The 25,887-nt window shown below is 43.1% G+C and carries 24 protein-coding genes; 14 read left to right on the top strand and 10 right to left on the bottom strand.

Annotated features, from left to right (window positions below):
* Positions 1 to 132 precede the first annotated feature (132 nt).
* The gene (locus DEO27_RS10205) at positions 133 to 1,164 is read right to left on the bottom strand and encodes a LacI family DNA-binding transcriptional regulator (protein WP_112575563.1); all 1,032 of its coding nucleotides are present in this window, start codon (positions 1,162 to 1,164) and stop codon (positions 133 to 135) included.
* Positions 1,165 to 1,294: 130 nt separating this feature from the next.
* On the opposite strand from DEO27_RS10205, the gene DEO27_RS10200 reads away from it, so the two are divergent.
* The 7 genes from DEO27_RS10200 (at position 1,295) to DEO27_RS10170 (ending at position 10,584) form a co-directional block, all read left to right on the top strand.
* Positions 1,295 to 2,773, top strand: a complete 1,479-nt coding sequence (locus DEO27_RS10200) for a xylulokinase (RefSeq protein ID WP_112575562.1) — start codon at positions 1,295 to 1,297, stop codon at positions 2,771 to 2,773.
* A gap of 94 nt (positions 2,774 to 2,867) precedes the next feature.
* Positions 2,868 to 4,196, top strand: a complete 1,329-nt coding sequence (gene xylA, locus DEO27_RS10195) for a xylose isomerase (RefSeq protein ID WP_112575561.1) — start codon at positions 2,868 to 2,870, stop codon at positions 4,194 to 4,196.
* A gap of 48 nt (positions 4,197 to 4,244) precedes the next feature.
* Complete coding sequence (locus DEO27_RS10190; RefSeq protein WP_112575560.1) at positions 4,245 to 5,951, top strand: sodium/sugar symporter; 1,707 nt, start codon at positions 4,245 to 4,247, stop codon at positions 5,949 to 5,951.
* A 211-nt stretch (positions 5,952 to 6,162) separates the two neighbouring features.
* Positions 6,163 to 7,563 carry a glucuronate isomerase gene (uxaC, locus tag DEO27_RS10185; protein ID WP_112575559.1) on the top strand — a complete coding sequence of 467 codons (1,401 nt, stop codon included), beginning with the start codon at positions 6,163 to 6,165 and terminating at the stop codon, positions 7,561 to 7,563.
* Entirely contained in the window at positions 7,564 to 8,595 is a 1,032-nt protein-coding gene (locus DEO27_RS10180; protein ID WP_112575558.1) for a sugar kinase, read from the top strand.
* Positions 8,592 to 9,254, top strand: coding sequence for a bifunctional 4-hydroxy-2-oxoglutarate aldolase/2-dehydro-3-deoxy-phosphogluconate aldolase (locus tag DEO27_RS10175; protein WP_112575557.1), 663 nt, complete (start codon positions 8,592 to 8,594; stop codon positions 9,252 to 9,254). The genes DEO27_RS10180 and DEO27_RS10175 overlap by 4 nt, the downstream gene beginning before the upstream one ends.
* A 19-nt stretch (positions 9,255 to 9,273) precedes the next feature.
* Entirely contained in the window at positions 9,274 to 10,584 is a 1,311-nt protein-coding gene (locus tag DEO27_RS10170; RefSeq protein WP_112575556.1) for an MFS transporter, read from the top strand.
* 53 nt (positions 10,585 to 10,637) lie between these two features.
* On the opposite strand, the gene DEO27_RS10165 is transcribed toward DEO27_RS10170, so the two are convergent.
* On the bottom strand, positions 10,638 to 10,874 hold the full coding sequence (locus DEO27_RS10165) for a hypothetical protein (protein ID WP_112575555.1): 237 nt from the start codon (positions 10,872 to 10,874) through the stop codon (positions 10,638 to 10,640).
* 166 nt (positions 10,875 to 11,040) lie between these two features.
* Between DEO27_RS10165 and DEO27_RS10160 the strand changes: the two genes are divergently transcribed.
* The 3 genes from DEO27_RS10160 to msrA all read left to right on the top strand — a co-directional run bounded on the left by DEO27_RS10160 (position 11,041) and on the right by msrA (position 12,995).
* Positions 11,041 to 11,976 (top strand): MBL fold metallo-hydrolase, encoded by a 936-nt coding sequence (locus DEO27_RS10160; RefSeq protein WP_112575554.1) that lies wholly within the window; start codon positions 11,041 to 11,043, stop codon positions 11,974 to 11,976.
* A gap of 36 nt (positions 11,977 to 12,012) precedes the next feature.
* A complete protein-coding gene (locus DEO27_RS10155; protein ID WP_112575553.1) occupies positions 12,013 to 12,264 on the top strand; it encodes a DUF3820 family protein in 252 nt (83 codons plus the stop codon).
* Positions 12,265 to 12,338: 74 nt separating this feature from the next.
* Positions 12,339 to 12,995 carry a peptide-methionine (S)-S-oxide reductase MsrA gene (gene msrA / locus DEO27_RS10150; protein ID WP_112575552.1) on the top strand — a complete coding sequence of 219 codons (657 nt, stop codon included), beginning with the start codon at positions 12,339 to 12,341 and terminating at the stop codon, positions 12,993 to 12,995.
* Positions 12,996 to 13,275: 280 nt separating this feature from the next.
* On the opposite strand, the gene corA is transcribed toward msrA, so the two are convergent.
* Both corA and DEO27_RS10140 read right to left on the bottom strand, forming a co-directional pair.
* Positions 13,276 to 14,400 (bottom strand): magnesium/cobalt transporter CorA, encoded by a 1,125-nt coding sequence (corA, locus tag DEO27_RS10145; protein WP_112575551.1) that lies wholly within the window; start codon positions 14,398 to 14,400, stop codon positions 13,276 to 13,278.
* On the bottom strand, positions 14,401 to 15,012 hold the full coding sequence (locus tag DEO27_RS10140; RefSeq protein ID WP_112575550.1) for a WbqC family protein: 612 nt from the start codon (positions 15,010 to 15,012) through the stop codon (positions 14,401 to 14,403).
* A 35-nt stretch (positions 15,013 to 15,047) separates the two neighbouring features.
* On the opposite strand from DEO27_RS10140, the gene DEO27_RS10135 reads away from it, so the two are divergent.
* Together DEO27_RS10135 and DEO27_RS10130 are read left to right on the top strand one after the other, a co-directional pair.
* A complete protein-coding gene (locus DEO27_RS10135) occupies positions 15,048 to 15,932 on the top strand; it encodes a lysophospholipid acyltransferase family protein (protein WP_112575549.1) in 885 nt (294 codons plus the stop codon).
* Entirely contained in the window at positions 15,929 to 16,972 is a 1,044-nt protein-coding gene (locus tag DEO27_RS10130; RefSeq protein ID WP_112575548.1) for a glycosyltransferase family 2 protein, read from the top strand. Before DEO27_RS10135 ends, DEO27_RS10130 begins: the two co-directional genes overlap by 4 nt.
* On the opposite strand, the gene DEO27_RS10125 is transcribed toward DEO27_RS10130, so the two are convergent.
* The gene (locus DEO27_RS10125; RefSeq protein WP_112575547.1) at positions 16,944 to 19,487 is read right to left on the bottom strand and encodes a mechanosensitive ion channel family protein; all 2,544 of its coding nucleotides are present in this window, start codon (positions 19,485 to 19,487) and stop codon (positions 16,944 to 16,946) included. The two genes, DEO27_RS10130 and DEO27_RS10125, sit on opposite strands and share 29 nt — an antisense overlap.
* 79 nt (positions 19,488 to 19,566) lie before the next feature.
* Positions 19,567 to 19,986: a type II 3-dehydroquinate dehydratase gene (gene aroQ / locus DEO27_RS10120; protein WP_112575546.1), complete on the bottom strand. Its 420-nt coding sequence runs from the start codon at positions 19,984 to 19,986 to the stop codon at positions 19,567 to 19,569.
* 40 nt (positions 19,987 to 20,026) lie between these two features.
* On the opposite strand from aroQ, the gene xerD reads away from it, so the two are divergent.
* Positions 20,027 to 20,926: a site-specific tyrosine recombinase XerD gene (xerD, locus tag DEO27_RS10115; protein WP_112575545.1), complete on the top strand. Its 900-nt coding sequence runs from the start codon at positions 20,027 to 20,029 to the stop codon at positions 20,924 to 20,926.
* 3 nt (positions 20,927 to 20,929) lie between these two features.
* Here the strand turns inward: xerD and DEO27_RS10110 are convergent, their stop codons facing one another.
* Together DEO27_RS10110 and DEO27_RS10105 are read right to left on the bottom strand one after the other, a co-directional pair.
* Positions 20,930 to 21,352 carry an acyl-CoA thioesterase gene (locus DEO27_RS10110; RefSeq protein WP_112575544.1) on the bottom strand — a complete coding sequence of 141 codons (423 nt, stop codon included), beginning with the start codon at positions 21,350 to 21,352 and terminating at the stop codon, positions 20,930 to 20,932.
* An 18-nt stretch (positions 21,353 to 21,370) separates the two neighbouring features.
* A complete protein-coding gene (locus tag DEO27_RS10105) occupies positions 21,371 to 22,525 on the bottom strand; it encodes a serine hydrolase domain-containing protein (RefSeq protein ID WP_190295368.1) in 1,155 nt (384 codons plus the stop codon).
* A gap of 122 nt (positions 22,526 to 22,647) precedes the next feature.
* On the opposite strand from DEO27_RS10105, the gene DEO27_RS10100 reads away from it, so the two are divergent.
* Positions 22,648 to 23,004, top strand: coding sequence for a response regulator (locus tag DEO27_RS10100; protein ID WP_112575542.1), 357 nt, complete (start codon positions 22,648 to 22,650; stop codon positions 23,002 to 23,004).
* An 82-nt stretch (positions 23,005 to 23,086) separates the two neighbouring features.
* Here DEO27_RS10100 and DEO27_RS10095 read toward each other — a convergent pair whose 3' ends face one another.
* Together DEO27_RS10095 and DEO27_RS10090 are read right to left on the bottom strand one after the other, a co-directional pair.
* Positions 23,087 to 24,763, bottom strand: coding sequence for a lectin (locus tag DEO27_RS10095; protein ID WP_112575541.1), 1,677 nt, complete (start codon positions 24,761 to 24,763; stop codon positions 23,087 to 23,089).
* Between the two features lie 326 nt (positions 24,764 to 25,089).
* Positions 25,090 to 25,866, bottom strand: coding sequence for an HAD-IIA family hydrolase (locus DEO27_RS10090; protein WP_112575540.1), 777 nt, complete (start codon positions 25,864 to 25,866; stop codon positions 25,090 to 25,092).
* Between the last annotated feature and the right edge of the window lie 21 nt (positions 25,867 to 25,887).

Raw genomic sequence — 25,887 nt, 5'->3', positions numbered from 1 at the left:
ATTATTTAGTAAAAAAATGTCATTGCGCGGAACACAACTCACAGGTTACAAAGTGACCAAGTAAGTCTCTCTGTAAGTTTGGGATTGCTTCGTGCCCCGCAATGACGATTGTTAAGAAAGAACGGAAAAGAACTATCCCTTCTTCGCTGTAGATCCCCTGATGATCAATTCTGGTTTTATGCTGATAATCTTAGGTTTAACTGAAACCTCAGTATTGGCATTCTCCTGAAAAAACAGGTTACCGATGGTTTTGCCCATATATACACTAAACTGATCTATAGAGGTTATAGACGGACTGGTGATCTCTGTAAACGCTTCATTGGAGTAACCGCAAATACCCAGCTCCGAAGGAACTTTGATATCCATCGCATTAGCTACTTCCAAAACGCCCAGTGCTGAAAAATCCGAAGTGGAAGCGAATATCGCATCAGGAGGCTGGGGGAGGTTAAGCAGTTTGCGTGTGGCTTCGGCACCGAGTTCTTTTGTCCAGGCGTTTTCTACTACCAATTCATCAATAACGGCAACCTTGTGGGTTTCCAACGCCCGCAGATAACCAGTTTTTCGCTGGCGGAAGATGTTCAGGTTTTGTGGGCCTTCAAGCAGAGCAATACGCTTGTAGCCATTTTCTATCAGGTGTGATACCGCCTCGTACGAAGCCTGCTCATTGTCGTTGATCACTTTAAGGGTTTCCAGCTCTTCGGCAACACGGTCAAACTGGATCAGTTGTATGCCGTGGTCGAGCACATTCTGCAGATGCTGATAATCATAACTATCGGCCGATACAGAGATCACGATACAATCCACATGCTGATTAATAAGGGTGTTTACGCATTGAATTTCCTTATCATGTACCTCGCCTGATTGGCAAATGATCAGGTTATAGCCTTTTTGATAGGTTGTTTCCTCAATCCCGGCTATTACATTGGCGAAAAAGTTCTGGTTGATGCGGGGTACCACAACGCCAATGGTTTTTGAATGCCCCTTTCGCAGATTGGAGGCAAGCGTATTACGTTTATAATTGAGCTCGTCGGCGGTTTTAATGATCAGCTCGCGGGTCTTTTCATTTACCTGGCTGCTGTTGTTCAGCGCCCTTGATACCGAGGATGCAGTTATGCCGAGCTTGGCGGCAATGTCATAAATGGTTGTGCGTTTTACTTTCTTCATTGGTGAGTGCAATTTGGAAAAAATATTTTACGCAATCGATTGCAATTTTTATTTATTTATTTATTTTCGTTGCGTTAAGTTACCAATTAATAAATACAACCAAAAAATCACACAAAAATCTGAATAGGCTATGCTATTATTAGGGATTGATATAGGTACTTCGTCGGTAAAAGTAAGTGTTGTGGACGCTGCTACACAAAACACAGTTGCGTCTGCGCAATATCCCGATGAGGAGTCACCAATAAAAGCATTGCATGCCGGCTGGGCCGAGCAATCGCCGTCCATGTGGTGGCAACAGGCACAAAAGGCACTTGAGCGCTGCCATGCCAAAGGTGGTTATAATTCAAAGGATATTGCTGCAATAGGCATAGCATATCAAATGCACGGCCTTGTGCTTGTTGATAAAGATCAAAACGTATTGCGCGATAGTATCATTTGGTGCGATAGCCGCGCTGTTGAAATAGGCGATAAGGCATTTGCCACAATTGGCGAAGAACACTGCCTATCTCATCTGCTCAATTCGCCCGGTAACTTCACGGCCTCAAAACTGGCCTGGGTAAAAGAAAACGAACCAGAGATCTATAATAAAATTGACAAAATCATGCTACCCGGCGATTATATCGCCATGAAACTTACCGGCGAGATCACCACATCGGTATCAGCACTTTCTGAGGGGGTATTTTTCGATTTCAAAACCAACGGCATCTCTAAAGAAATCATTAACTACTTTGGTTTTGATGAGAATTTATTCCCCGTTATCAATCCTGTGTTTTCATCGCACGGAACATTGCAGGCATCGGTTGCCGAAAAACTGAACTTAAAGGCGGGTATCCCGGTTACTTATAAATCAGGCGATCAGCCTAACAACGCGTTATCACTAAATGTCCTTAATCCCGGCGAAGTAGCGGCTACCGCAGGCACCTCTGGTGTTATTTATGGGGTAAATGATCAATTGGTTTACGATCAGCAATCCCGCATCAATACTTTCGCTCACGTTAACTATACCAACGAACAAAAGAGGCTTGGCGTATTGCTGTGCATAAATGGCACCGGCAGTTTGTACCGTTGGGTAAAAAACACATTCGGTACAGGCTATAGCTACAATCAAATGAATGCCGAAGCCGAAAAAGCCCCATTAGGTGCCGATGGCTTACAGGTGCTTCCTTTTGGCAACGGTGCCGAGCGCATGTTAAACAACAAGCAGGTAGGCGCACATTTCCAAAACATCGATCTTAACCTGCATACACCTGCCCATATTTTCAGGGCTGTGCAGGAGGGTATAGCCTCGTCATTCCGTTACGGTTTTGATATTATGCGGGGGAATGGCATGAACCCAACTGTGATCCGCGCAGGTAAAAGCAATCTCTTCCTGAGCGATCTGTTTACACAAACATTTGTAAATGCTACGGGCGTACCCGTCGAGCTTTATAATAATGACGGCAGCGTTGGCGCGGCCTTAGGAGCAGGAATCGGCGCAGGCATTTTCAAATCGCCATCTGAAGCATTCAGCAATATCAAAGCTATTAAACTGGTAGAACCAACAACAGATCAGTTTGAACCTATTTACCAGGAGTGGAAAACTTTGCTTGATCTTAGGCTGAAAGCTTAAGGCCGAAGGCACAAAGCTTTTTATAAAAACCAATTAATAATTCAACAAGAAAATCAATAATTCACTAATCCGATAATTCAATAATTAAAACAATATGAGCATAGTAACAGGCGAAAAGGAATTTTTCAAAGAAATTGGCCAGGTAAAATTTGAAGGCCTTGAATCAGATAACCCGCTGGCGTTTCGCTGGTATGATGCGAATAGGGTAGTAGCCGGTAAAACCATGAAAGATCATTTGCGTTTTGCAGGAGCTTACTGGCATTCGTTCTGCGGTACCGGTGCCGATCCGTTTGGCGGCGCTACGCATGTTTTCCCATGGGATGAAAAAGCGGATGCCGTTGAGCGCGCTAAAGATAAAATGGACGCTGCGTTTGAGTTTCTTACCAAAATGAACCTGCCATATTACTGTTTCCACGATGTTGACGTGGTTGACTATGGTAACGATGTTGCTGAAAACGACCGTCGTTTACAGGCTTTGGTTGAATATGCTAAACAAAAACAGGCTGCCAGCGGTGTAAAACTGCTTTGGGGCACTGCAAACCTGTTCAGCCACAAACGCTATATGAACGGTGCTTCAACCAATCCTGACTTTCATGTATTGGCCCATGCAGGTGCACAGGTAAAAGCAGCGCTTGACGCTACAATTGCCCTGGGTGGTGAAAACTATGTGTTCTGGGGTGGCCGCGAAGGTTATATGAGCCTGCTTAACACCAACATGAAACGCGAGCAGGAGCATTTAGCTAAGTTTTTACATACCGCTAAAGATTATGCCCGCAAACAAGGCTTTAAGGGCACTTTCTTTATCGAGCCAAAACCATGTGAGCCAACAAAACATCAGTATGACTATGATGCGGCCACAGTATTGGGCTTTTTACAGAAATACGATCTCATCAATGATTTTAAATTGAACCTTGAGGTTAACCATGCTACTTTGGCCGGCCATACTTTCCAGCACGAATTGCAGGTTGCTGCTGACTCAGGTTTATTAGGTTCGATTGATGCTAATCGTGGAGATTCGCAAAACGGCTGGGATACCGATCAGTTCCCGAACGACATCAATGAGATCACGGAATGTATGCTGATCATCCTTGAGGCTGGCGGTTTCCAGGGTGGTGGTATTAACTTCGATGCCAAGATCCGTCGTAACTCAACCGATCCGGCAGACTTGTTCTATGCCCATATTGGTGGTATGGACCTTTTTGCAAGGGCATTGGTAACGGCCGACAATATCCTGCAAAAATCAGAATACAAAAAATTACGTACCGAAAGGTATGCCTCATTTGATTCAGGTACAGGAAAAGATTTTGAAGCGGGTAAGGTTTCTTTGGAAGATTTGCGTAACTATGCGATAGCTAACGGCGAACCAAAAGTGACAAGCGGTAAACAAGAATACATCGAAAATTTGATAAATCGATATATATAGTTTATAATTGTCAATCATACATATTAAACCCAAAGACAAACCAAAACAATGAACCTCAAAACCCTCTCGAATGGCGATTATGCTGTTTTCTTTATCTACTTTATAATTGTTGCCAGCTATGGCTGGTGGGTGTATAAGCGTAAACACAACGCCGATGCCACTTCAAAAGACTATTTTTTGGCCGAAGGGTCGTTAACCTGGTGGGCCATCGGAGCATCGTTAATCGCTTCAAATATCTCTGCCGAACAATTTATAGGTACAAGTGGGTCTGCGTTTAAAATGGGCTTAGCTATATCTACTTACGAGTGGATGGCTGCTATTACCCTTATCATTGTGGCGGTTTTCTTTATCCCGGTATATCTTAAAAATAAGATCTTTACCATGCCACAGTTCCTGCACCAGCGGTACAACGGAACAGTAGCCATGATCATGGCTATCTTTTGGCTGCTGCTGTACATTGTGGTTAATTTAATGTCAATCCTTTACCTTGGCGCCTTGGCCATCAGTGGTATCTCCGGTTTGGATATACACCTGTGTATCTGGTTGCTTGCTATATTCTCGGCGGTTATTACGCTGGGAGGTATGAAGGTTATTGGATATACCGACGTTATTCAGGTAGCTGTACTTATACTGGGTGGTTTAATGGCATCTTATCTCGCACTTACGTTGTTAAGCGAAAAAGAAGGTACCACAGGCTTACTGAACGGTTTCAAAATTCTGCACAGCGAAGCTACTGACCACTTCCATATGATCTTCAAAAAGGATAATCCAAACTATATGGACCTGCCTGGCTTATCAGTATTGATAGGTGGTATGTGGATCACCAACCTTAACTATTGGGGCTGTAACCAGTACATCACCCAAAGGGCTTTAGGTGCAAACCTAAAAACCGCCCGCGGTGGTATCTTGTTTGCTGCATTCCTTAAATTGCTGATGCCTGTTATTGTGGTGTTGCCGGGTATTGCAGCTTACCTGTTATATCAAAAAGGTATGTTCCACCAGGAAATGGCGAGTTCATCGGGTGTATTGGATCCTAACAAAGCATATCCATCGTTGTTAAACTTATTGCCTACCGGCTTAAAAGGTCTTTCATTTGCCGCGTTAACTGCCGCAATTGTAGCCTCGTTAGCAGGTAAAGCAAACAGTATCGCTACTATCTTTACGTTAGATATTTACAAAAAAGCTATCAACCCTGAAGCTACCGATAAGAAACTGGTTAACCTGGGTAAGATCTCTGTTCTTGTAGCCTTATTATTAGGTATCCTGTTATCTGAGCTTATCGGTAAAGCCTTAATGGGCGAAGGTAAACAAGGCTTCCAGTACATTCAGGAATATACAGGCTTTGTATCTCCGGGTATTTTTGCCATGTTCATTCTTGGTTTCTTCTGGAAAAAGGCTACATCAAACGCGGCTTTATTTGCAACCGTTGGTGGTTTCATCTTCTCATGTTTCTTTAAACTTTGCCCAAGGTTTATTGATCTGAGCTTCCTTTCTCCATATGGCTTTTCAAAGTTGGCACTACAGGATGATAAGGTAACCCAGCTTTATGAAATCCCTTTCCTTGATCGTATGGGCTTTGTATTTATCATCTGCGTTATCGGTATGTACATTATATCCAAAATTGATCAGGCCAGGGGCGTTACTACAAATGGTCTTGAAATTGAAAGTTCGATGTTTAAAACCTCAAGAGGATTTTTAGCCGGTGCACTAATTGTAACAGGTATCGTAGTAGCATTGTACTCTATTTTCTGGTAGCATAAATTTTACCAATAGCTATAAAAGGCGATGGGTTTAGTACCTGTCGCCTTTTTTTTATTATAATAAATGTGTTTTAACGTTGAACGAAAACGTTTGCGTGGATTGTTTAGGCTTATTACTTCCAACTTGCCTATATGATGTGTAATTTGCCCCTTACAAGTATAAACTATAATACCATTGAGCCCGGTATTACATCTGTTAATAACCAATGAAGAATTTTTTAGACCAGGATTTTTTACTCCAAACTAAAACGGCGCAGCGATTATACCATGAGTTCGCAAGTCATCAGCCTATAATTGATTATCATTGCCATCTGCCGCCAGACCAGATTGCCGACGATATCAACTTTAAAAACATAACTCAGATCTGGCTTTATGGCGATCATTACAAATGGCGCGCCATGCGGGCAAATGGGGTTAATGAAGCCTACATCACCGGTAATAAAACCGACGAGGAAAAATTTACAGCCTGGGCGGCAACTGTACCATATACATTAAGGAACCCGCTATATCACTGGACACACCTCGAGTTACAGCGTTATTTTGGCATTACCGAATTGCTTTCGCCGGCATCTGCACAAAAAATATACGCTCAGTGTAATGAAAAACTGCAATCACCGGAGTTTAGCATCCGTAATATTCTTAAAAATAAAAACGTAGAGGTTGTGGGCACCACGGATGATCCGCTGGATAATCTCAGCCATCATCAGAAGTTAAAACAAGACGATTATAGCGTAAAGGTGTTACCGGCATATCGCCCGGATAAAGCCATGAACGCTGACGATATCGCATCACTTAACAAATACATCGACCAGCTGCAGGTTGTTGCTAATGTAGATATCTCAAACTTTGATGACTATTTAAAAGCACTTAAAAGCCGCCATGATTATTTTGCGGAGAATGGCTGCAAACTATCGGATCACGGTCTGGAGCAGATCTACGCCGAGGATTATACCGATGCGGAGATAGCTGCGATCTTTATTAAGATAAGAAACAATGAAGTGCTATTGCCGCTGGAGATCCTGAAATTCAAATCGGCCATGTTGTATTATTTTGCTATTTGGGATCATGAGAAAGGCTGGGTTCAACAGTTCCACCTTGGAGCGCTGCGCAATAACAATGCCCGTGCTTTAACAAATCTGGGCCCTGATACCGGTTGGGATTCAATCGGTGATTTTACACAGGGCAGGGCGTTATCTAAATTCCTGAACAGGCTGGATACTACCAATCAACTGGCGAAAACGATTATTTATAACCTTAACCCGGCCGATAACGAGCTCTTTGCTACCATGGTAGGCAATTACAATGATGGCTCGGTAGCGGGTAAAATGCAATTTGGTTCGGCATGGTGGTTTTTGGATCAGAAGGATGGCATGATCAAACAGATGAACGCCTTATCAAACATGGGCTTATTAAGCCGCATGGTAGGTATGCTTACCGATTCACGGAGCTTTATGTCGTTCCCGAGACATGAGTATTTCCGCAGGCTGCTTTGTAACCTTTTGGGTGATGATATTGAAAACGGAGAACTGCCAAATGATATTGAATGGACAGGGAAGATCGTGAGTGATATTTGCTATTTTAACGCCAAAAACTATTTCAATTTTTAAATGAGCAATATCGAAAATACAAAGGGGAGCATCCTGTCATTTGGCGAGTTGTTATTACGCATGTGCCCGGACGGTGAAGGTCAATGGCTGGCGAAAAACAAGCTGCCATTTTTCATCGGTGGTGCCGAACTAAACGTTGCCAATGCTTTGGCTTTATGGGAGCAGCCCATAAAATATTTTACCGCCCTGCCCGATAATGCATTGTCAGAACAGATCATCGGTTACCTGCAGGACAAAAACATCGACACATCTGCCATACATAAAAGCGGTAACAGGATAGGGCTTTATTACCTTACCCGTGGTAAAGATGTAAAGAACAATGCCATTGTATATGATCGTGCGGGTTCATCATTTGCAGATCTTAGACCAGGCATGGTTAATTGGGACGCTGTGCTTGAAGGCGTAAGCTGGTTTCATTTCAGCGCTATTTGCCCGGCCCTAAGCCAGCTGGCTGCCGATGTTTGCGAGGAGGTTTTACAGGCGGCAAGCAGGAAACATATCACCATATCCGTCGATCTTAATTATCGCCCCAAATTATGGCAATATGGCAAAAAGCCAGTAGAGATCATGCCGAAACTGGTTCAATATGCTGATATCATAATGGGCAACGTGTGGGCCGAAGAAACTATGTTAGGCATTCCGGTTACGCCGGATATCCACGAGTCGGGACAGCAAAGTATTTACCTGAAAGAAGGACTTTATTCCTCAGAAAAAATAATGGATGCTTACCCGCGTTGCCGTGCCGTTGCAAATACCTTCCGTTTTGATGCCGGTAAAGGTGTTGAATATTATACTTCACTTTTTACGGGAAACCGCTTTTATCACTCGGCAACCTACAATACCGAAACTGTGGTTGATAAAGTAGGCAGTGGCGATTGCTTCATGGCCGGACTTATTTACGGCTTTTACAACAAGCAGGATCCACAGCAATTACTGGATTTTGCTACAGCCGCCGCTTTTGAAAAGCTGTTTATTGAAGGCGACGCGACCACCAAAACAGTTGATGAAATTTATAATGCTATGAAACAATGAGTAAAAAAGATATAGTACTTGATGCCATATTAAAACAGGGAACATTGCCGCTGTTCTTTTACAAAGATCCGGAGGTGAGCCTGCAAATAACCCGTACACTGTATAAAGCTGGGATTAGGGTATTTGAATATACCAACCGCGGCGAAGCGGCCCTCGAAAATTTTAAAGTTTTAAAACAAGCCCTTGCTAACGGTGAAATGCCCGGCTTAGAATTGGGCATAGGCACTATTAAAAGTGTCCAGGAAGCTGAAGCCTTTATTACCGCAGGAGCTGATTTTATTGTGTCGCCAATTGTTAACCCGGAAGTGGGGAAACTAACGGCACGGCATAACCTTTTATGGATTCCGGGTTGTATGACGCCAACCGAGATCTATTTAGCCCAGCAAAATGGCGCAGCTTTAATAAAAATATTCCCGGCCAATATTTTAGGGCCGGAGTTTGTATCCTCTATCAGGGATTTGTTTGCCGGTCAGTTGTTCATGCCAACAGGTGGGGTTGATTTGAACCATGACAGCATCAGTACCTGGTTTAAAGCAGGGGTATGCGCGGTGGGTATGGGCAGTAAGCTCATCAGCAAAAACGTGCTCGAAAACCAGGAGTACGATAAGCTGTATAATGATACCTTGAAGCTGCTGGAGATAGTACAAACCATTAAATAGCCAGTTAACCTAAATTATAATGAGAGAAGAAAAAGTTGGGAACTACCGCTGGGTGATCTGCTCGCTGGTGTTTTTTGCAACAACTGTCAATTACCTTGACAGGGCAGTGATCAGTTTACTTAAGTCAGACCTTACAAAAGAATTTAAATGGAACGATGGTGACTATGCCAATATTGAGATTGCGTTTAAAATAGCGTACTCTATAGGCCTGCTTGCTGCCGGCCGCATCATCGATAAAATAGGAACCAAATTAGGATATTTCCTTTCAACGCTGTTATGGAGTATTTCGGCAGTATGCCACGCATTCGTCGGTAGCACGTTTGGGTTCGGTGTAGTACGTTCGGCATTAGGAATCAGTGAAGCAGGAAACTTCCCCGCAGCAATTAAGACTGTTGCCGAGTGGTTTCCCAAAAAGGAACGAGCTTTTGCAACAGGTATCTTTAACTCGGGTGCAAACGTAGGTGCAATAGTTGCCCCTTTAACAGTTCCGTTTATCGCGGTTACATGGGGATGGAGATGGGCCTTTATCATAACCGGCTCAATAGGTTTTATATGGCTTGTACTATGGCAGGTTATCTACCGCGCGCCTTCTAAACACAGCAAGGTATCAAAGGCCGAGCTTGATTATATTAACAGTGATCACGACAGCCAAGCAGAGATACTGCAACCCGCTGAGCAAAAGAAAATATCATGGGGCAAGCTGTTATCCTTTAAACAAACCTGGGCGTTTGTTATTGGCAAGTTTCTAACGGATCCTATCTGGTGGTTTTACCTGTTTTGGTTACCTGATTTCCTGGAAAGCCAGTATAACTTGAAAGGCACAGCAATAGCTATCCCCGTAGCATTGGTTTACACCATGTCTACTTTCGGTAGTGTTGGTGGCGGCTGGTTGCCCATGAACCTGATTAAAAATAACTGGCCGGTATTTAAAGCACGTAAAACATCCATGTTTATTTATGCGCTGGCGGTAATACCAATCATATTCGCACAAATTCTTGGCGGCATAAATATGTGGCTTGCGGTAATCGTAATCGGGATAGCTGCATCGGCACACCAAGCCTGGAGCGCCAATATTTTCACAACAGTTTCGGATATGTTCCCCAAACGTACAGTTGGTTCGGTAACCGGGTTGGGAGGGATGTTTGGCTCTATCGGCGGAGTATTCTTATCGCTTGCCGTGCAAAAAAACCTGTTTGTATACTACAGGTCTATCCATAAAATTGAGATAGCTTATTACATCATGTTTTTTGTTTGTGGCAGCGCTTACATTTTAGCCTGGCTCATCATGCACTTTTTAGTGCCCAAAATGAAACCGATTGAACTGGACTAAACAATAAGTTCTAAAAGAGAAAGCCGGGTCAAATGATCCGGCTTTCTCTTTTATCAAGCATGACTCGCTGCTTGTTCGGCAAGCTCATCAATCCAGCTTGACAGGTAAGGCTCGGTACCATCAATTCTTATCCATTCGCCATCCTGATCTTTTGCAATCACCAAATGCAGCGTGCCATCTATCGATCTAAATTCAAAGGCTTCTGAGTAATCAGCATGTGTTATTTGTTGGGCTGTGCCGTCAATTTCGCTGTCGGTTCCTGTTAGTGTAGCATCAAATTGCTGTTCCATGGTATCTATAATTTTTAAACTAACACAGTCGAGATAATTTCTGTTTGCATTGAAACTGTTCAGACAGGTATCTTATTTATTTTTAGGCTGATAAAAAATTGTTTTTAAATTTAATCCACCTAAAACTTTTAATATGGGAGTTATGTTTTGTTAACAATTATAAACCATGAACAGAAGGCTCAGTACAAAGTATTTCCAGGTATCGCAAAGGGTATGGGGAACCAAACTATTATTCGTTAACATTTACATGATAGCAAACCGTCCCGGCGCTGCCAAAGGCTGGGTTTTGGTTGATACCGGATTAAAAGGCTCGGCCAAAAAGATCATTGCCATGGCCGAAGAGCTTTTTGGCCCTGGGACGAGACCGGCCGCCATTGTACTTACACACGGACATGCCGACCACGCCGGAGGCCTTGAAGAACTTTTAAAAATCTGGAACGTACCGGTTTATGCCCATGCACTGGAACTCCCATATTTAACGGGTTTATCATCATACCCACCTGCCGATCCTTCATTGAGGGATGGAATGATGAGCCTGCTATCCGCATTTTTCCCCACTGCGCCAATAAACCTCGGTAACAAAGTAACGGTTATTGATATAGAAGAAGGGATTCCGGAACTACCTGAATGGAAGGTAATTCATACTCCCGGTCACACACCCGGACATATTTCTTTGTTTCTGCCGATAAATTCAACCTTGATAGCCGGCGACGCGTTTTCTACCACTAAAGCCGAATCCGCTTTATATTCTTTTAGTTCGCTCAAAAAGCTAACCGGTCCGCCTCGATATTTCACTACCGATTGGGAAGCAGCCGGCCAATCAGTTCGCAGGCTTACTGCGCTTGAACCACGTACGGTAGCGGCCGGCCACGGCCCGGTGATGCGTGGTCATGAGTTGCGCGACGAATTGCATGAACTGGCGGATAATTTTGAGCAGGTAGCAATACCATCTGACGGACGCTATGTTAAGCACCCGGCCGTTGCGGATGAAATGGGCGTAAAATACATCCCTCCATATGTAAGCAGCGGCATTTTAAAAGCGTCCGTTGGTTTAGCGGCAGCACTGGCAACATTTTTTATTATACGCGGATTTCAGGAATAGGATGTAACCATAGCGGTTTGTTTTTACCTTTACCCCGTGGAAAATTTACAACCAGACCCCAAAATTCTCATCGATATAGTGCAAACCCGGATGCCCTACGGTAAATACAAGGGGACTATTATAGCCGATATACCTGTATCATACCTGGAGTGGATGGCGGGCAAAGGTTTTACTAAAGATAAAATGGGGATGTTGCTTTCAACCACATTTGAGATCAAAACTAACGGCTTAAGCGAAATCCTTTTTATGGTGAAAAAATCGCTTATGCAACAGGCAAAAAGGCCCTAAGCTTGTTTACACGGGCGTGACCATCTGCCGGTGTCAATGCATCGTATATTAGTAAATTAATAGTGATATCCATTATGAAAAAGTTGCTTTTATACACTGCAGGCATATTTCTGTTTTTAAGCAGTTGTGCCGATGGACAAGCATCAAAAGGCGATAATTTTGCCGTGTTACCTGCGCCGAAAGCAGGAGAGGCCGTAGCAACCTTTGGAGGCGGCTGTTTCTGGAGTATGAGCGAGGCAATGGCTGAACTAAAGGGCGTTGATAAAGTAATATCCGGCTATGCAGGGGGAACTACCAAAAACCCCACTTATAGGGAAGTATGTTCTGATAACACCAATCACGCAGAAACAGTACAAGTGTATTACGATCCAAAGGTAATCAGCTATGACAACTTAGTTGAAGCATTCTTCTCAGCGCATGATCCAACTACACTTAACCGTCAGGGCCCTGATGAGGGTACGGATTACCGCTCAATAGCTTTTTACCGCAACGACGCGGAAAAAAGCACAATTGAAACAACCATAAAAAAGGTGAATGAATCAAAGCATTACGCCAATCCCGTAGTTACCCAGGTTGTGCCTTTCAAGGTATTTTATCCTGCCGAGAACTATCACCAAGGATATTACCGGTCTCATCCCGATCAGCCTTATATCCTTGCTGTTTCAGAGCCCAAAGTAATAAAGTTTAGAAAAGCCATGAAAGCGGAGCTTAAGCCCGGATTTGCCCCCTAACCGCCTAAAGGGGGGAACAACCCTCTGTTAGTTACCCAAATGTACTCCTTACTCTCCCTTTAGGGTTAGAGTAATATCCAAAAAACGGTTAGTAGGCTTTCAATGGGTGGGATTGTGCGATTCCCTCCCTTGGGAGGGTGTAGGGAGGGGTTTCAGCGAGATGCCTTGCCGTTGCAAAGACGTATAAACCCAGCCCCGCCAACGCGCAATCCTAACGCACCCCTCCCAAGGGAGGGAACCGTCAATTAATAGGTTACTCCCCCTTTTAGAAGCCGGGGGGCTACAAACGATTAAACCAGCCTTTTTTCCAGAATACAAAAACCTGTACCACCGCAATCAGAAGCATAAATACAATAGCATATACATAGCCATGACGCCAGTAAAGCTCGGGCATATTATCCGGAAGGACGTGGCCTTTATCGTCCTGGCGCGAAAAGTTCATGCCGTAAATACCTGCAATAAAGGTTAGCGGAATAAAGATCACCGAAATAATAGTAAGCACCTTCATGATCTCGTTCATCCGGTTGCTCACCATCGATAGATACAGATCAATGATGCTTGATGTTACCTCTTTATAGTTTTCGATAAGATCCATAGCCTGGATGCAGTGATCATATGCATCGCGCAAAAATAATTTAACTTCCGGCGTTATCAGCGGGCTTTCCGACCGGATCATATCATTGATCTTGTCACGCTCGGGCCAGCTGGCGCGGCGTACAACAATAAGCGTACGTTTTAGTTGCTGGGCATCAAACATGATCGTTTTATCGGCACTTTCATAAAGTTTATCTTCAAGCGCGTCCAGATGATCTCCGATTTGCGCCAGCAAAACAAAATAGTTGTCGATTATGGTATCGGTAAGTGCGTAGCACATGTAACCCGGCCCAGCAGTACGAATGGCCCCTTTACCGGCTTTCAACCGGGCCTTTACCGCATCAAAACGATCTGTGTGATCTTCCTCGAAGCTTACAATGATGTTATCTTTAATAATGGCCGAAAACTGGCAGTTGATGATCTCATTCTCTTTATTGAAATGAACTATCCTGCTGGTGCAAAAGGCATAATCATCATACTCATCAAATTTAGGACGTTGATGGGTATTGGCAATATCCTCCAAAACCAAAGAATTGATATTGCAGTGAGACCCAATTTGCTCGATCAGATCGGCATCGCCCAAACCATTTATCTTAATCCAGTGGGTGTGATTATCACATTTGTTGAGTTGTTTTAAGGCCGTTTTTATATCCTTGCCTTCACAAGTTACCAACTCATCCTTATTATACGAATAAACCGAGATTATGGGCTTAAGCGCATCACTGGGTACGTTGATAGTGCCCGGTCGGTCGCCTACATTGCCTGCACGTTTATGTTTTTTAAAGCGTAAACGCTTCAAGTTGCCATTCATTTACAAATAGTTTATGGTTTGCGGCCCCTGGTTAAACAGCAGGTCAATGATGCTCAGGTTTTTCATAAAGCCCTGGCGATCTTCAAATACCTGAAAATATGGTTTCTGCTGCATTTCGCTTTCTTTTTTTGGATGGATAGAAAACCGAAAATCGTGCAGGTTAGGATATTCGGCCTGGTATTCATCCGTAAAATTTAATTCTGTTTTTATTTTGGTGAGCTTTAGCAGCAGGTTTAAAAGCTCCTGATTATAATCAAATAAATAGGTAATTTGTTTTTCATAAAACGGCGCAAAATCGTCTTCATAAAATTCAAAATAAGCCGAGCGGCGATAACAGGCCTGTAAGCTTTGCCAATGCAGGCGCTGCCACATAAAGTCATAGCTTATTTTTACGTCTTTAACTTTCGTATGATTTTTTGAACCTTTAATCACCGGCACTACCAATGCCAGCACACCATCGGGCGAGTAGATATTTGCCCGGTTACGATAAGTTTGTTTAGGAAAATGCTCTTCTCTTTCAATCAGTATATCAGGCTTATACGTATTTATCTGTACAAAATAATCTACCGGTGGAAGATAAAACATCGGTAACACAGCGCCTTTTTCAATCATATATTTTATGTTTGTGCTCGAAATTTGCAAAAATAATGATAAAAAAGGGCTTTACTAACTTAGGTATATTAATTTTATACCTTATATCGCTGCTTCCCTTTTGGCTTTTATACATTTTATCTGATATAGCGTTTGTTTTCGTTTACTACATTGTTAATTACCGACGCGATGTTGTACAGCAAAACCTGCGCAATGCCTTTCCCGAAAAAACAGACCGGGAGCGTCATGATATTGAGCGAAAATACTACCGTTACCTGGCCGACCTGATTGTGGAAACCGTTAAAATGATTACCATATCAGAAAAGCAGATCAGGAAAAGGGTAGTGGCCACTAACTCCGACCTTGTATTTGAATACTTTGCTAAAGGTAAGAGTATTATTGCAGTTGCCGGTCATTATTGCAACTGGGAAATGGCCGCCCTCAATTTTAACTTTGTTACCGATAAAAGGTTCATGATTGTTTACAAACCTTTAAACAACCATACGTTTAATGATTTCTTTATCGAGATCCGGTCGAGGTTTGGCGGACAACCCATAGCAATGAAACAAACCTTGCGCAAAATGATCGAATACCGCAAGGAACTTACTGTTACTGTACTGGTTGGCGATCAAACACCGGTGGCGAGCGATACGCACTATTTCGCTAATTTTTTGAATCAGCCAACTGCTATGTTTTTGGGAATTGAAAAAATTGCTAAAACAATTGATGCAGCTGTTGTTTTTTACGACATGAAAAGGGTAAAGCGCGGGTACTATGAATATACACTCGTTCCGCTTACCGAAACACCAAAAGAAACTGCCGAATACGAAATAACAAATATGCACGTGAAATACCTGGAGGGGATGATTAAAAGAGAACCACAATATTGGTTATGGTCGCACCGGAGATGGAAGTTTAAGCCGGAGGATTTAAATAGATGACCCATACACCTAAAGTTGCTGTAGTTATTTTAAACTGGAATGGCCTAAAATACCTTAAACAATTTCTTCCATCGGTATTATCATCAACATATCCTAACCTGGAGATTGTGATGGGCGACAATGCCTCATCCGATGATTCAGTTGCATTTATGCGCGAAAACCATCCTTCGGTAAGGATCATCCAGAATGATAAGAACTACGGCTTTACAGGCGGTTATAACCGGGTGTTAGCCCAGGTTGATGCAGACTATTATATCCTCCTTAATTCGGACGTTGAAGTTATTCCCGGTTGGATAGAACCAGTTATTGAGCTCATGGAAAGCGACATCTTAATTGCTGCTGCGGCACCTAAAATCAGGTCATATGCTCAAAAAGATTACTTTGAGCATGCCGGTGCTGCCGGTGGTTTTATTGATAAACATGGCTACCCGTTTTGTCGGGGCAGGATCTTTTATGAACTGGAGAAAGATAATGGGCAATATGAGCAATCAGGTGAGGTTTTCTGGGCTTCAGGCGCTTCATTATTTATCAAAAAAAGCATCTGGGATGAGGTTGGGGGCTTTGACGAAAGCTTTTTCGCCCATATGGAAGAAATTGACCTTTGCTGGCGCTTGAAAAATATGGGCTACAAGGTGATGTATTGCGCGCAATCAACCATATACCATGTTGGCGGCGGTACGCTTAATGCCGAAAATCCTTTTAAAACTTACCTCAATTTTAGAAACAACCTGTTTCTTATAAAAAAGAACCTTCCTTTCGGGCGTGCCATCTGGGTGATCTGTATCCGTTTCATGATGGATTTGCTCGCCCTAATCCGTTTTTTAATGGAAGGTAAGCGCAAAGACGCCTGGGCGGTAAGCAGGGCACACCAAAGCTTTGTATTGAGCTTATTTAAGGCGGGAAGTCCGAAAGTCAGGAAGTCCGAAAGTCCGAAAGTTAAGAAGCAAAATACTTCAGGTATATTCAAAGGCAGTATTGTTTGGGCTTTCTTTGTGAAAAAGAAAATCCATTTTACTGATCTTGATCCTTCGGAGTTTTAGTATCGTCTATATCCTTTTGTTCTTCTTCGCCATTGCTTAAACCCGGTGCTTCTATTTTGATAGGAGGTAAGCCTTTAGGCCATATTACCCGCACATCCTGCTGGCGGAATGGTATATCAATACCTTCCCTGTTAAAAGCATCATAAATATTGCCCAATACCCGGCTTTTTAGTCCCAGCCAGGTATTAATATCGGCAGCCCAGAAAAACACCCGGAAATCAACCGAGCTTTCGTTCAGGTTATGCAGAAACACAGATGGTGAAGGCTGGGACATGATATCATCATGGTTGGTCAATACACTCAACAACACACCTTTTACTTTTTCAATATCCGAACCGTATGCTACCCCAATAATTAATTCAACCCGGCGGTTATTATTACTTAAGGTCCAGTTAATTACGTGATGCGAGATCAAGTCGCCATTTGGAATGATCACTTCCGCGCCATCAGCTGTAGCTATCTTGCTGGCACGAATACCGATATCCATTATAGTACCGGAACGACTATCTACTTCGATAATATCCCCAACCTGGATAGGTTTTTCAAAAGCCAATATCAAGCCCGATACCAGGTTGTTTACAATGTTCTGTAAACCAAAACCTATACCTATACCAAAAGCACTGATTATAATGGTGATTTTATCAATTGGCACCCCCGAAGCCGCAACGGCCAGGAAGAAACCTAAAGCTATCACTCCAATACGGATCAGCAGGGTAGAAGTTCGGTTCTTTTTCTTGGCTACATCGATATCATTGGCATGCTTGGCAGCAACATCATATAAATAGCTGATGATCTTTGAAGCGATAGAAGAAAGCCAGATCACAGCCACGAATATGATTACGCTTTGAAAGGTGAATTGCGTATTGGTACCACCTATGCTCCGACTCTTGGTCAGGAAATCGCCCAGGTAGTCAAATACAGTATCTTCAATATTGAGGTTTTGGGTGAGCATAACCAGCCAAAGAATGGTAGCCAGTATACTCAATACGCTTCTGAACTTATTTTGTAATAGTTTATAATCGATGAACGAGGTGAGGTTGTTGCTTTTTTTGCCTGCTTCCAGTTGCAGGAAAAGCGCCTCCATAATGATGTGGACAATGTAATACATTGCCAAGGCAAGCCAAAGATTGTATACTATGCTAACACCAATGATCTTAGCCAGGCTTACACGGCCAAAAACGTTACAAAAAAAGGAAGCACCCTGGAAAAATATAAAAACCTTAAGTATAAAGCTCGTATAGGGCAGATACTCATCCTTAGCCCTGCGCACTTTTGATAAAAACCTGAAACTTATTACCGATGCGGCAAAGCCTAAAATCAAAATAGCAACCCTGTCGAAATTAGTTACCTGAATATAAAGATTGCTCAGGCTGTAAAGGATAGTAATGCCGAATAGCTGCACCATAAAGCGGAACATAGTTGCCGGGCACGATTTTTTCACCATGTACAGTATGGCTATCATCAGGACCAGCAAAAACATTTCCAATACAACCACAGGCGGGTGGTCATAAAAATTAGGAAGCAACGTAAACGTAATGATAAGCGACGATACAAAAGGATGATTTACAACATAACTGGCCTGACTGAAGACGCTTTCGGGCGTATCATTATCACGTAGTATCCTGCGCCTGCTGGCACGTACCCAGGCAAAAAATGCAAATAACAGCACCAAACCTCCAATGTGGATCAGGATATCCCGGCCGATGAAAAAGTTAAAAAGCTTCGCGTTCATGTCGGCGGTAGCTTTGGTAGCTGTGCCAAAATCATTGCCTTCGTCGGCATTCATGTTCCAGATGTTGCTGTACTCCTGCGACATGGCCCTGATGCTGAAATCCCGGATTTTGGTATCAATCTGGTCTTTTAGGTCGAGTATCGAAATATAAACGGCCGAAGTACGGTTTTGAAGCAGCCCTATCTTTACCATCACCTTTTTATTGGTGGTATCCAAACGGTGATATTTACTGTCGATAGCTATTTTCTGAATAAGATAAGTAGTAGCCAGCGAACTATCAGCCGGCAGGATCTTTAAAACACTATCACGGGATATGGCATCAAGATCATTCTGGTTTTGGACAAGTTTGCTATTAATATCAGCAAGCTGCTCCTGCCACAGGTCAAGCTGGTCATCACTGCGGGTAAGCACATCCCTTATGGTATATAAGTACCTCAAGGTACTTGACTTATCGTTATCAATAAGCGATTTAATTAGGGTAACCCGCCTTTCAAATGATGGCAACTTGGTGCTGATATCGGCAGTATCTAACTTTTTTGAAAGATTGCCTTTAATCTGGTTAAAAGCAGATGTATAATATTCAACCTTTTGCAACAGGTTATTTACGGATGTATCAGAGCGTTTAAGCGCCCTCATCATCGAATCACGCGATAGGATAGAAGCGCGAAGCGAATCCCTTACCGAATGTGTTTTTTTCTTTTTGGTTTGAGCAAACGTATTAACACCGGATAACAGTGTAACAAAAAGTAAGGTTAGCGCGGCTACTCTGAATATTTTAGGCATCTGAAACTATAAGCTAAAAGCAATGTTTAAACGCTTTAATTGCAAAAGCGTTTTATCAAAATGATAAAATATTTTTACACTATTTAAGCGTCAGGTTTTCAAGGGCTAAGCGATAGCTATCCATCCCGAAACCAGCAATTACACCGCGACAGTTAGCCGCTATCATTGATTTATGCCTGAACTCTTCGCGCTTGTGAACGTTAGAGATATGCACTTCAATAACCGGTGTGTTGATAGCTGCAATGGCATCAGCAATGGCTATGGAAGTATGAGTATAGGCCCCGGCATTCATCACAATGCCATCATAACTAAAACCAATTTCATGCAGTTTATTTATAATTTCGCCCTCAATGTTACTTTGATAGTAATCAATGGTGATGTTTGCAAAGCGCTGGCGCAGGGTTTCAAGGTAGGTTTCAAAACTGGCATCGCCATAAATTGATTTCTCGCGAACGCCTAACAGGTTCAGATTTGGGCCGTTTATAATTTGTATCTTCATTAGTTCAAACTTAGCTATAAATCATCAAAACTAAAATCAATTGGATTGGCGTTCGGCAATAAAAGGTTTTCAGGCATATTTAAAATTAGAGAAGTCGCTGTCCGATAACTCCATCCAGGCTTATAGCAGGGATATAGAAAAACTATATCAATACTCAGATTCACAGCCTGTTAAATTAAAACCCGAATTAATTACTTTAACTAATTTGCGGGGATTTATAAACTGGATAAACGAGCTGGGCATGATCCCTTCATCACAGGCCAGGATCCTTTCCGGTATCAAAGCCTTTTATAAATACCTGCTGATGGAGGATGTTATCAAGGCCGACCCGTCAGAATTGCTCGAATCACCAAAGATAAGGCGTAAGCTACCGGATACGCTTAGTTATGAAGAGATCAACAAGATCATAGCGGCCTTAGATCTTTCGAAACCCGAGGGCATGCGGAACAAGGCCATCCTGGAAACCCTGTATGGCTCGGGATTACGCGTGTCCGAACTCACCGAGCTCAAACTCTCAAACCTTTATCTTGATATTGAATTTATAAAAGTAACCGGCAAAGGCAATAAGGAGCGGTTGGTACCCATAGGCAGCGAAGCTATAAAAGCGCTTAAACTCTGGATAGAAAATGTACGGGTGCATAACCCTATAAAAAAAGGAGAAGAGGATTACGTTTTCCTGAACCGCCGCGGTACCAGGCTAAGCCGGCAGATCATTTTTTTAACCATCAAGGATTTAGCTGAAATTGTGGGGCTAAAGAAAAAAATCAGTCCTCATACCTTTCGGCATTCCTTTGCAACCCATTTGGTTGAAGGCGGCGCCGATTTACGCGCTGTACAGGAAATGCTGGGCCACGAAAGTATTACTACAACAGAGATCTATACCCATCTGGACAGGGAGTATTTAAAAAGCACGATAAACCAGTTTCACCCCCGCAGTTAATGATCAGATCAGGTATTGGTCAATTACATCCTGCGGGATCTTCGCGCCACGACCGGTTGCCATATCAATCATTACATAATCAAACCAACCATCGCAACAGATCTTTTTAGTGGCTTTATTGGTGATGGTAAACTTTACACGGCAGCCTTTGTCGTCTATACTTTCGATACCGGTTTTCACAACAAAGTGATCGCCCATGGTTAAGGCACGCTTATAATCAACGTGAGCGGTGCGCACCACCCAACCGAAGCCACGTTCCATAAATTTCTCCATGGCCATGCCGTAACAGCGTTCCATTTGATCATATCGTGCAGCCAGTACATAGTCAAAGTATTTACTGTTGTGCACATGCTGAAACATATCTATGTCATCGGGGCGAACGCGAAATTCAGATTCGAAAGTGGAAAGTTGGAGTGGTGTATCCATACAGCAAATATAGTAATCCTATTTAAGCGAAAGGAAAGCTTCCAGTTTCTCATTAAAACTGTTGCCATGGTCACAATTAGTAAAAAACACATAGCCCGATTGCCGGGCTTTATCCATCAAAAAAGCGGATTGAAAGTTGCCGTTATTACCCGAATGGACATAAAAGGTATCTGATTGATTTTGCTCAATTGCTACACCCAATCCCCAGGTTGAATAACCGGCTTTACGGAAATCCACAGGAAGAGGAACATTCAGTTGCGGGCGATACATCTCCCTGATGCTTGCCGGGCTTAACCCTTTATCTTTCATCAATGCTATGATGAATGCAGCGTAGTCCAGGGCGTTAGTATGTAGTGAGGCCGCCGGGTTAAATGTATTTGAATCTATCCCCATAGATGGCAATACCGGCCAGTTTAATCCATTAGCCGGGTCTATGTGTCCGTCCTGGTGCCCCCTCACCTTATGCTTCAGAATATAAGGATTAGCGGTGTACGAACTGTGGGCCATCTGCAGCGGAATAGCCACTTCTTTTTCAAACACAGGCTCCATATTTTGTATTGACAGGTTAAGCAGATGCGCTACCACCTTGCCCAGGTAAAGAAAACCTTCACCCGAATACCCGAACGAAGTGCCCGGTTTAAAATTCAGGTAAAGCGCGCCCGGTTTAACGTGCAATGCAGAATCGGCAGTATTGAAACGCCAGTTCGGAAGCCCCGATTGATGGGAAAGCACCATGCGGGCAGTGATTAACTTGTATCGCTCATCCTGCGCGATATCCGGATAGGGAAGATATTTATACAAAGAGGTATCAAGACTTAATATCCCCCGGTCAACCAATTTCATAACCCAATAGGTAAATACCGGTTTTGAAAGTGATGCCGCCTCAAAAATAGACTGCTCGTCAATCGGTGTTTTTGTTTTAATATCCGTCACCCCAAAAGCACGGTGATAAACAATTTTACCTTTATTAATGAAAGCGATTGATAGCCCCGGAAGTTGAAGCGAATCCATCTGTTTTTGCAGAAAACTATCCATGGCAGCACTACTTATAACCTTTCCGTTTGGAGTTGTTATTTGAGCGTTCAGGCTACTACAAAAGGCGAATGAGGCTAATATGATAAGTAAAAATGAACGGCCGAATTTATGGTACAAGTATTGTATGCTATTTTTCATGGCGGTGTGTGGCATATGCTTTTCAACTAAGACGCAGAGATTAAAGATCTGGTTACAGATTTTAGCATACTTTCGCGACCGTGCAACTACTAAAGCAATAATATCGTAGAACAGGGTAATTTATGGGTAAACATATTGTATTAATAGAAGATGAGGCAGATATCCTTGACTCCACAACCTTATTGCTTGAGCACGCGGGTTTCCGGGTTTCAGGATTTAAAGCTTTTACCACGTTAGAAGAAATAGTTGCCCTGCAGCCTGATTGCTTTTTGCTTGATGAAAACCTGCCCGGCATAAGCGGGCATATCATGTGTATACTGTTTAAATCCAAGCCTCCAACAAAGGATATACCCGTTGTATTGATCTCAGCGAACCCGGCAATCAAACAAATGGCCGCCATTGGCGAAGCAGATGCCTATGTAGGCAAACCTTTTGAAATTAGAGAATTGATAGATGTATTGACGAGAGTGATGGTATAAAACCGGGAGATCTTTCAAATCCTTTATCGGTTATAATAAAAAGAGGCTGTCATTCCAACAGCCTCTTTTTATTATAATAAGTCTATTGATTCACCCGGAATGATTCCCATCCGCCAATAGTGGCACGGTTACAGGTCATGGCCTGTGTGCCATTCTCGCCTGAAATGTACTTGCCATTGCTTCCGCGGAAAGAAACAGTACCATCGGCGTTGCCCACCCAGTCAAACTGTTCCCACGGGCCTACAGATGTGCGGTTACAGTTAATAGCCTGGGTACCATTTTCAGATGATACATATTTACCCGAATTTAACAAGGCAACTTTACCGCTGCCTGCATTAACAATGGTAAATTGTTCCCAACCACCGGCTGTAGGCCGGTTACAGTTCATGGGCTGTGTGCCATTTTCACTGCTTACATAATTGTTATTTGAGCCTTTTAATGTTATAGTTTGCCCGATTGGAGGCGTGCCTGGATTGCTGCCACCCACCACCGGGGCTGTCGGGCGCACGGCAGTAAGCCCTATTTGTCCTTTTAACATCCTGCCGCCATCGCCTGTTAACCGCAGGTAATAATCGGCAGAACAAACGGTACCATCCTCATCCAGCGATAAGAAGTTTGATCCGGCAGGCACAAATGACGAGTTTTCGGAAGTTTTTGCAATCTGGTTGCCTTCATTATACTCATCAAACATGGATATATACAATCCCTGCGCCCCACCACGGATAAGGTTATAAAACTGTGTCCACATCAGGTCGCCGTGTACGCGCTGCCGTAACTGCAGATCGCCGGGCAAAACACAAGGCTGGTAATCAATACCATTGGCATTACAATACGTCTGATCTCCAACCTGTGTATTATTATAAAAGTTGTTAGCCTCAGTTATGGTACCAATCTTACCAATCATCCATGGCGAAATCATATTTAATGCATTAAAGGTTGGCAAAAAGTTAGGCCGTACTTCACTGGCATTAGGGTCGCGCCAATAAGCGGGTACGCCACCTATAACGTAGCACCCCTGGCTTTTAAACCAATTGATCACGTCAAGACAAACCGCTGCCGAAAATGGGTGATTATCATCATTAAAACCAAAACCCCAGATACAAACCACCGGTTTACCATTCTGTTTGGCATAAGCTGATGACGAGGTATAGGCGGACATTTTGGTAGTCCAGTCGGTTTTTATTTCCGATTGCATGTTTGTCCACCCGCCAACATCGTACATGATATAAAATTTACGGCCCGTAGCCTCGGCTGCGGTTTTTACTTTGGCAGTTATGGCATCGCGTACAGGACCTTCACCGCCGGTTGGGTTAAAACGCTGCAGCGCGGCGCAGTCGATATTATTTTGCTGCATCCACTGAAACTGCACATTTACGGTTTGATCATTAAAGGAAGAAAACAGTTTTGCCGGACTGCCGTTATTCAAATTGGCAAAACCGGTTTGATAGGTGCTGGTATACTCCCGTACATCGGGCCATGATTTTACCCCGATATTATTGGCATTAGGGGCCTGGTTATTGGGGTTTGACCAATGCCACCACAAATTAATGGGGGAACCATCGCCAATAGCGGCAAACCAGCCCTGGTAGCCTACGGTGATTTTACCCACAACATCACCGGCAGGTGAAGCGGCTGTTTTTATTTTGGATTGATTGCTATTAGCGTTAGCCGGATTTCCTGCCAGTTCTTTTTTTGAGCAGGCACTTACAAGGCCGATAATAAGCGCACAGCTTAAAACATAAAGTTTTTTTAAGTTCATAAATTCAGATGTAATTGTTTGATAGATTGGTTTGTTAACAGAATACAGGTATAACCTGCCATAAGCCTTAAGGGGGCTTAAAAACGAGTGAACGCATAAATAGCAATATTGGTTTAATGGTTAACCGCAGCCTTATAGGGCAGGCATCGGTTTAATTGGTTGGGAGCAAATAAAGCCTGACACTATTAAAAAATACTTAAAAAAAGCTTAATGATATTAGGTTTCAGTTAAATATTCTTCCAGGTTTTAACCATAGGATATTGCTATAAACAAAAAGCGGACGATCTTTTTGGACCGTCCGCTTTATCATAAAAAAGAAGATTATCTTATTGCCACCACTTAAGCGGGAAAACTATTTTGTCAACCGAGCTGGCTACCATGTCAGGTTTAAACGCGTAATGGCTTAACTGATCTTTGCTGGAAATGCCGGATAAAACCAGGATAGTTTTATATCCCATTTGCACGCCGCCCTGAATATCGGTTTCCATGGTATCGCCAATTACGGTTGTTTCGGCTGTTTCAAGGCCCAGGAATTTTCTCGCCGAACGCATCATCACCGGGCTTGGTTTACCCGTTACAAATGCCTTACGACCGGTTGCTTCCTCAATCATAGCGGTTGTTGCCGCAATACCCAGGTTATTCCATCCCGGTTTTTTAGGAGAAGGGTCCCGGTTGGTTGTTATAAATTTGGCACCAGCCAGGATCATATCAACCGCACGCTGTACCATCTCCAGGGTAAAGTTTCTGCCTTCACCTAAAACAACAAATTCCGGATCGGAGTCAACCAGTGTGATACCATTTTCATGAAGACTGGTCAACAAGCCACCTTCGCCCAATACAAAGGCGGTACCGTTTGGGCTTTGATCGCCCAGGAATTTGCCGGTAGCCATGGCGCTGGTATAAACATGCTTGGTTTCAACAGTTATTCCCAATCTTTTAAGCTTGCGTACAACCTCCAGGCTGGTGCGCTGGCTATTATTGGTCATAAAAGTAAACGGGATATCATTATCAATAAGATGTTTGATGAACTTATCAGCGCCGAATATCAATTCTTCACCGCTGTAAATCACCCCATCCATATCAATCAAAAGGCCTTGTTTCATGGGTATAAAGTATTTTGTTTT

Source organism: Mucilaginibacter rubeus (genome assembly GCF_003286415.2).
GTDB classification, from domain to species: Bacteria; Bacteroidota; Bacteroidia; order Sphingobacteriales; family Sphingobacteriaceae; genus Mucilaginibacter; species Mucilaginibacter rubeus_A.
This window is presented reverse-complemented; position numbering and strand designations above follow the sequence as displayed.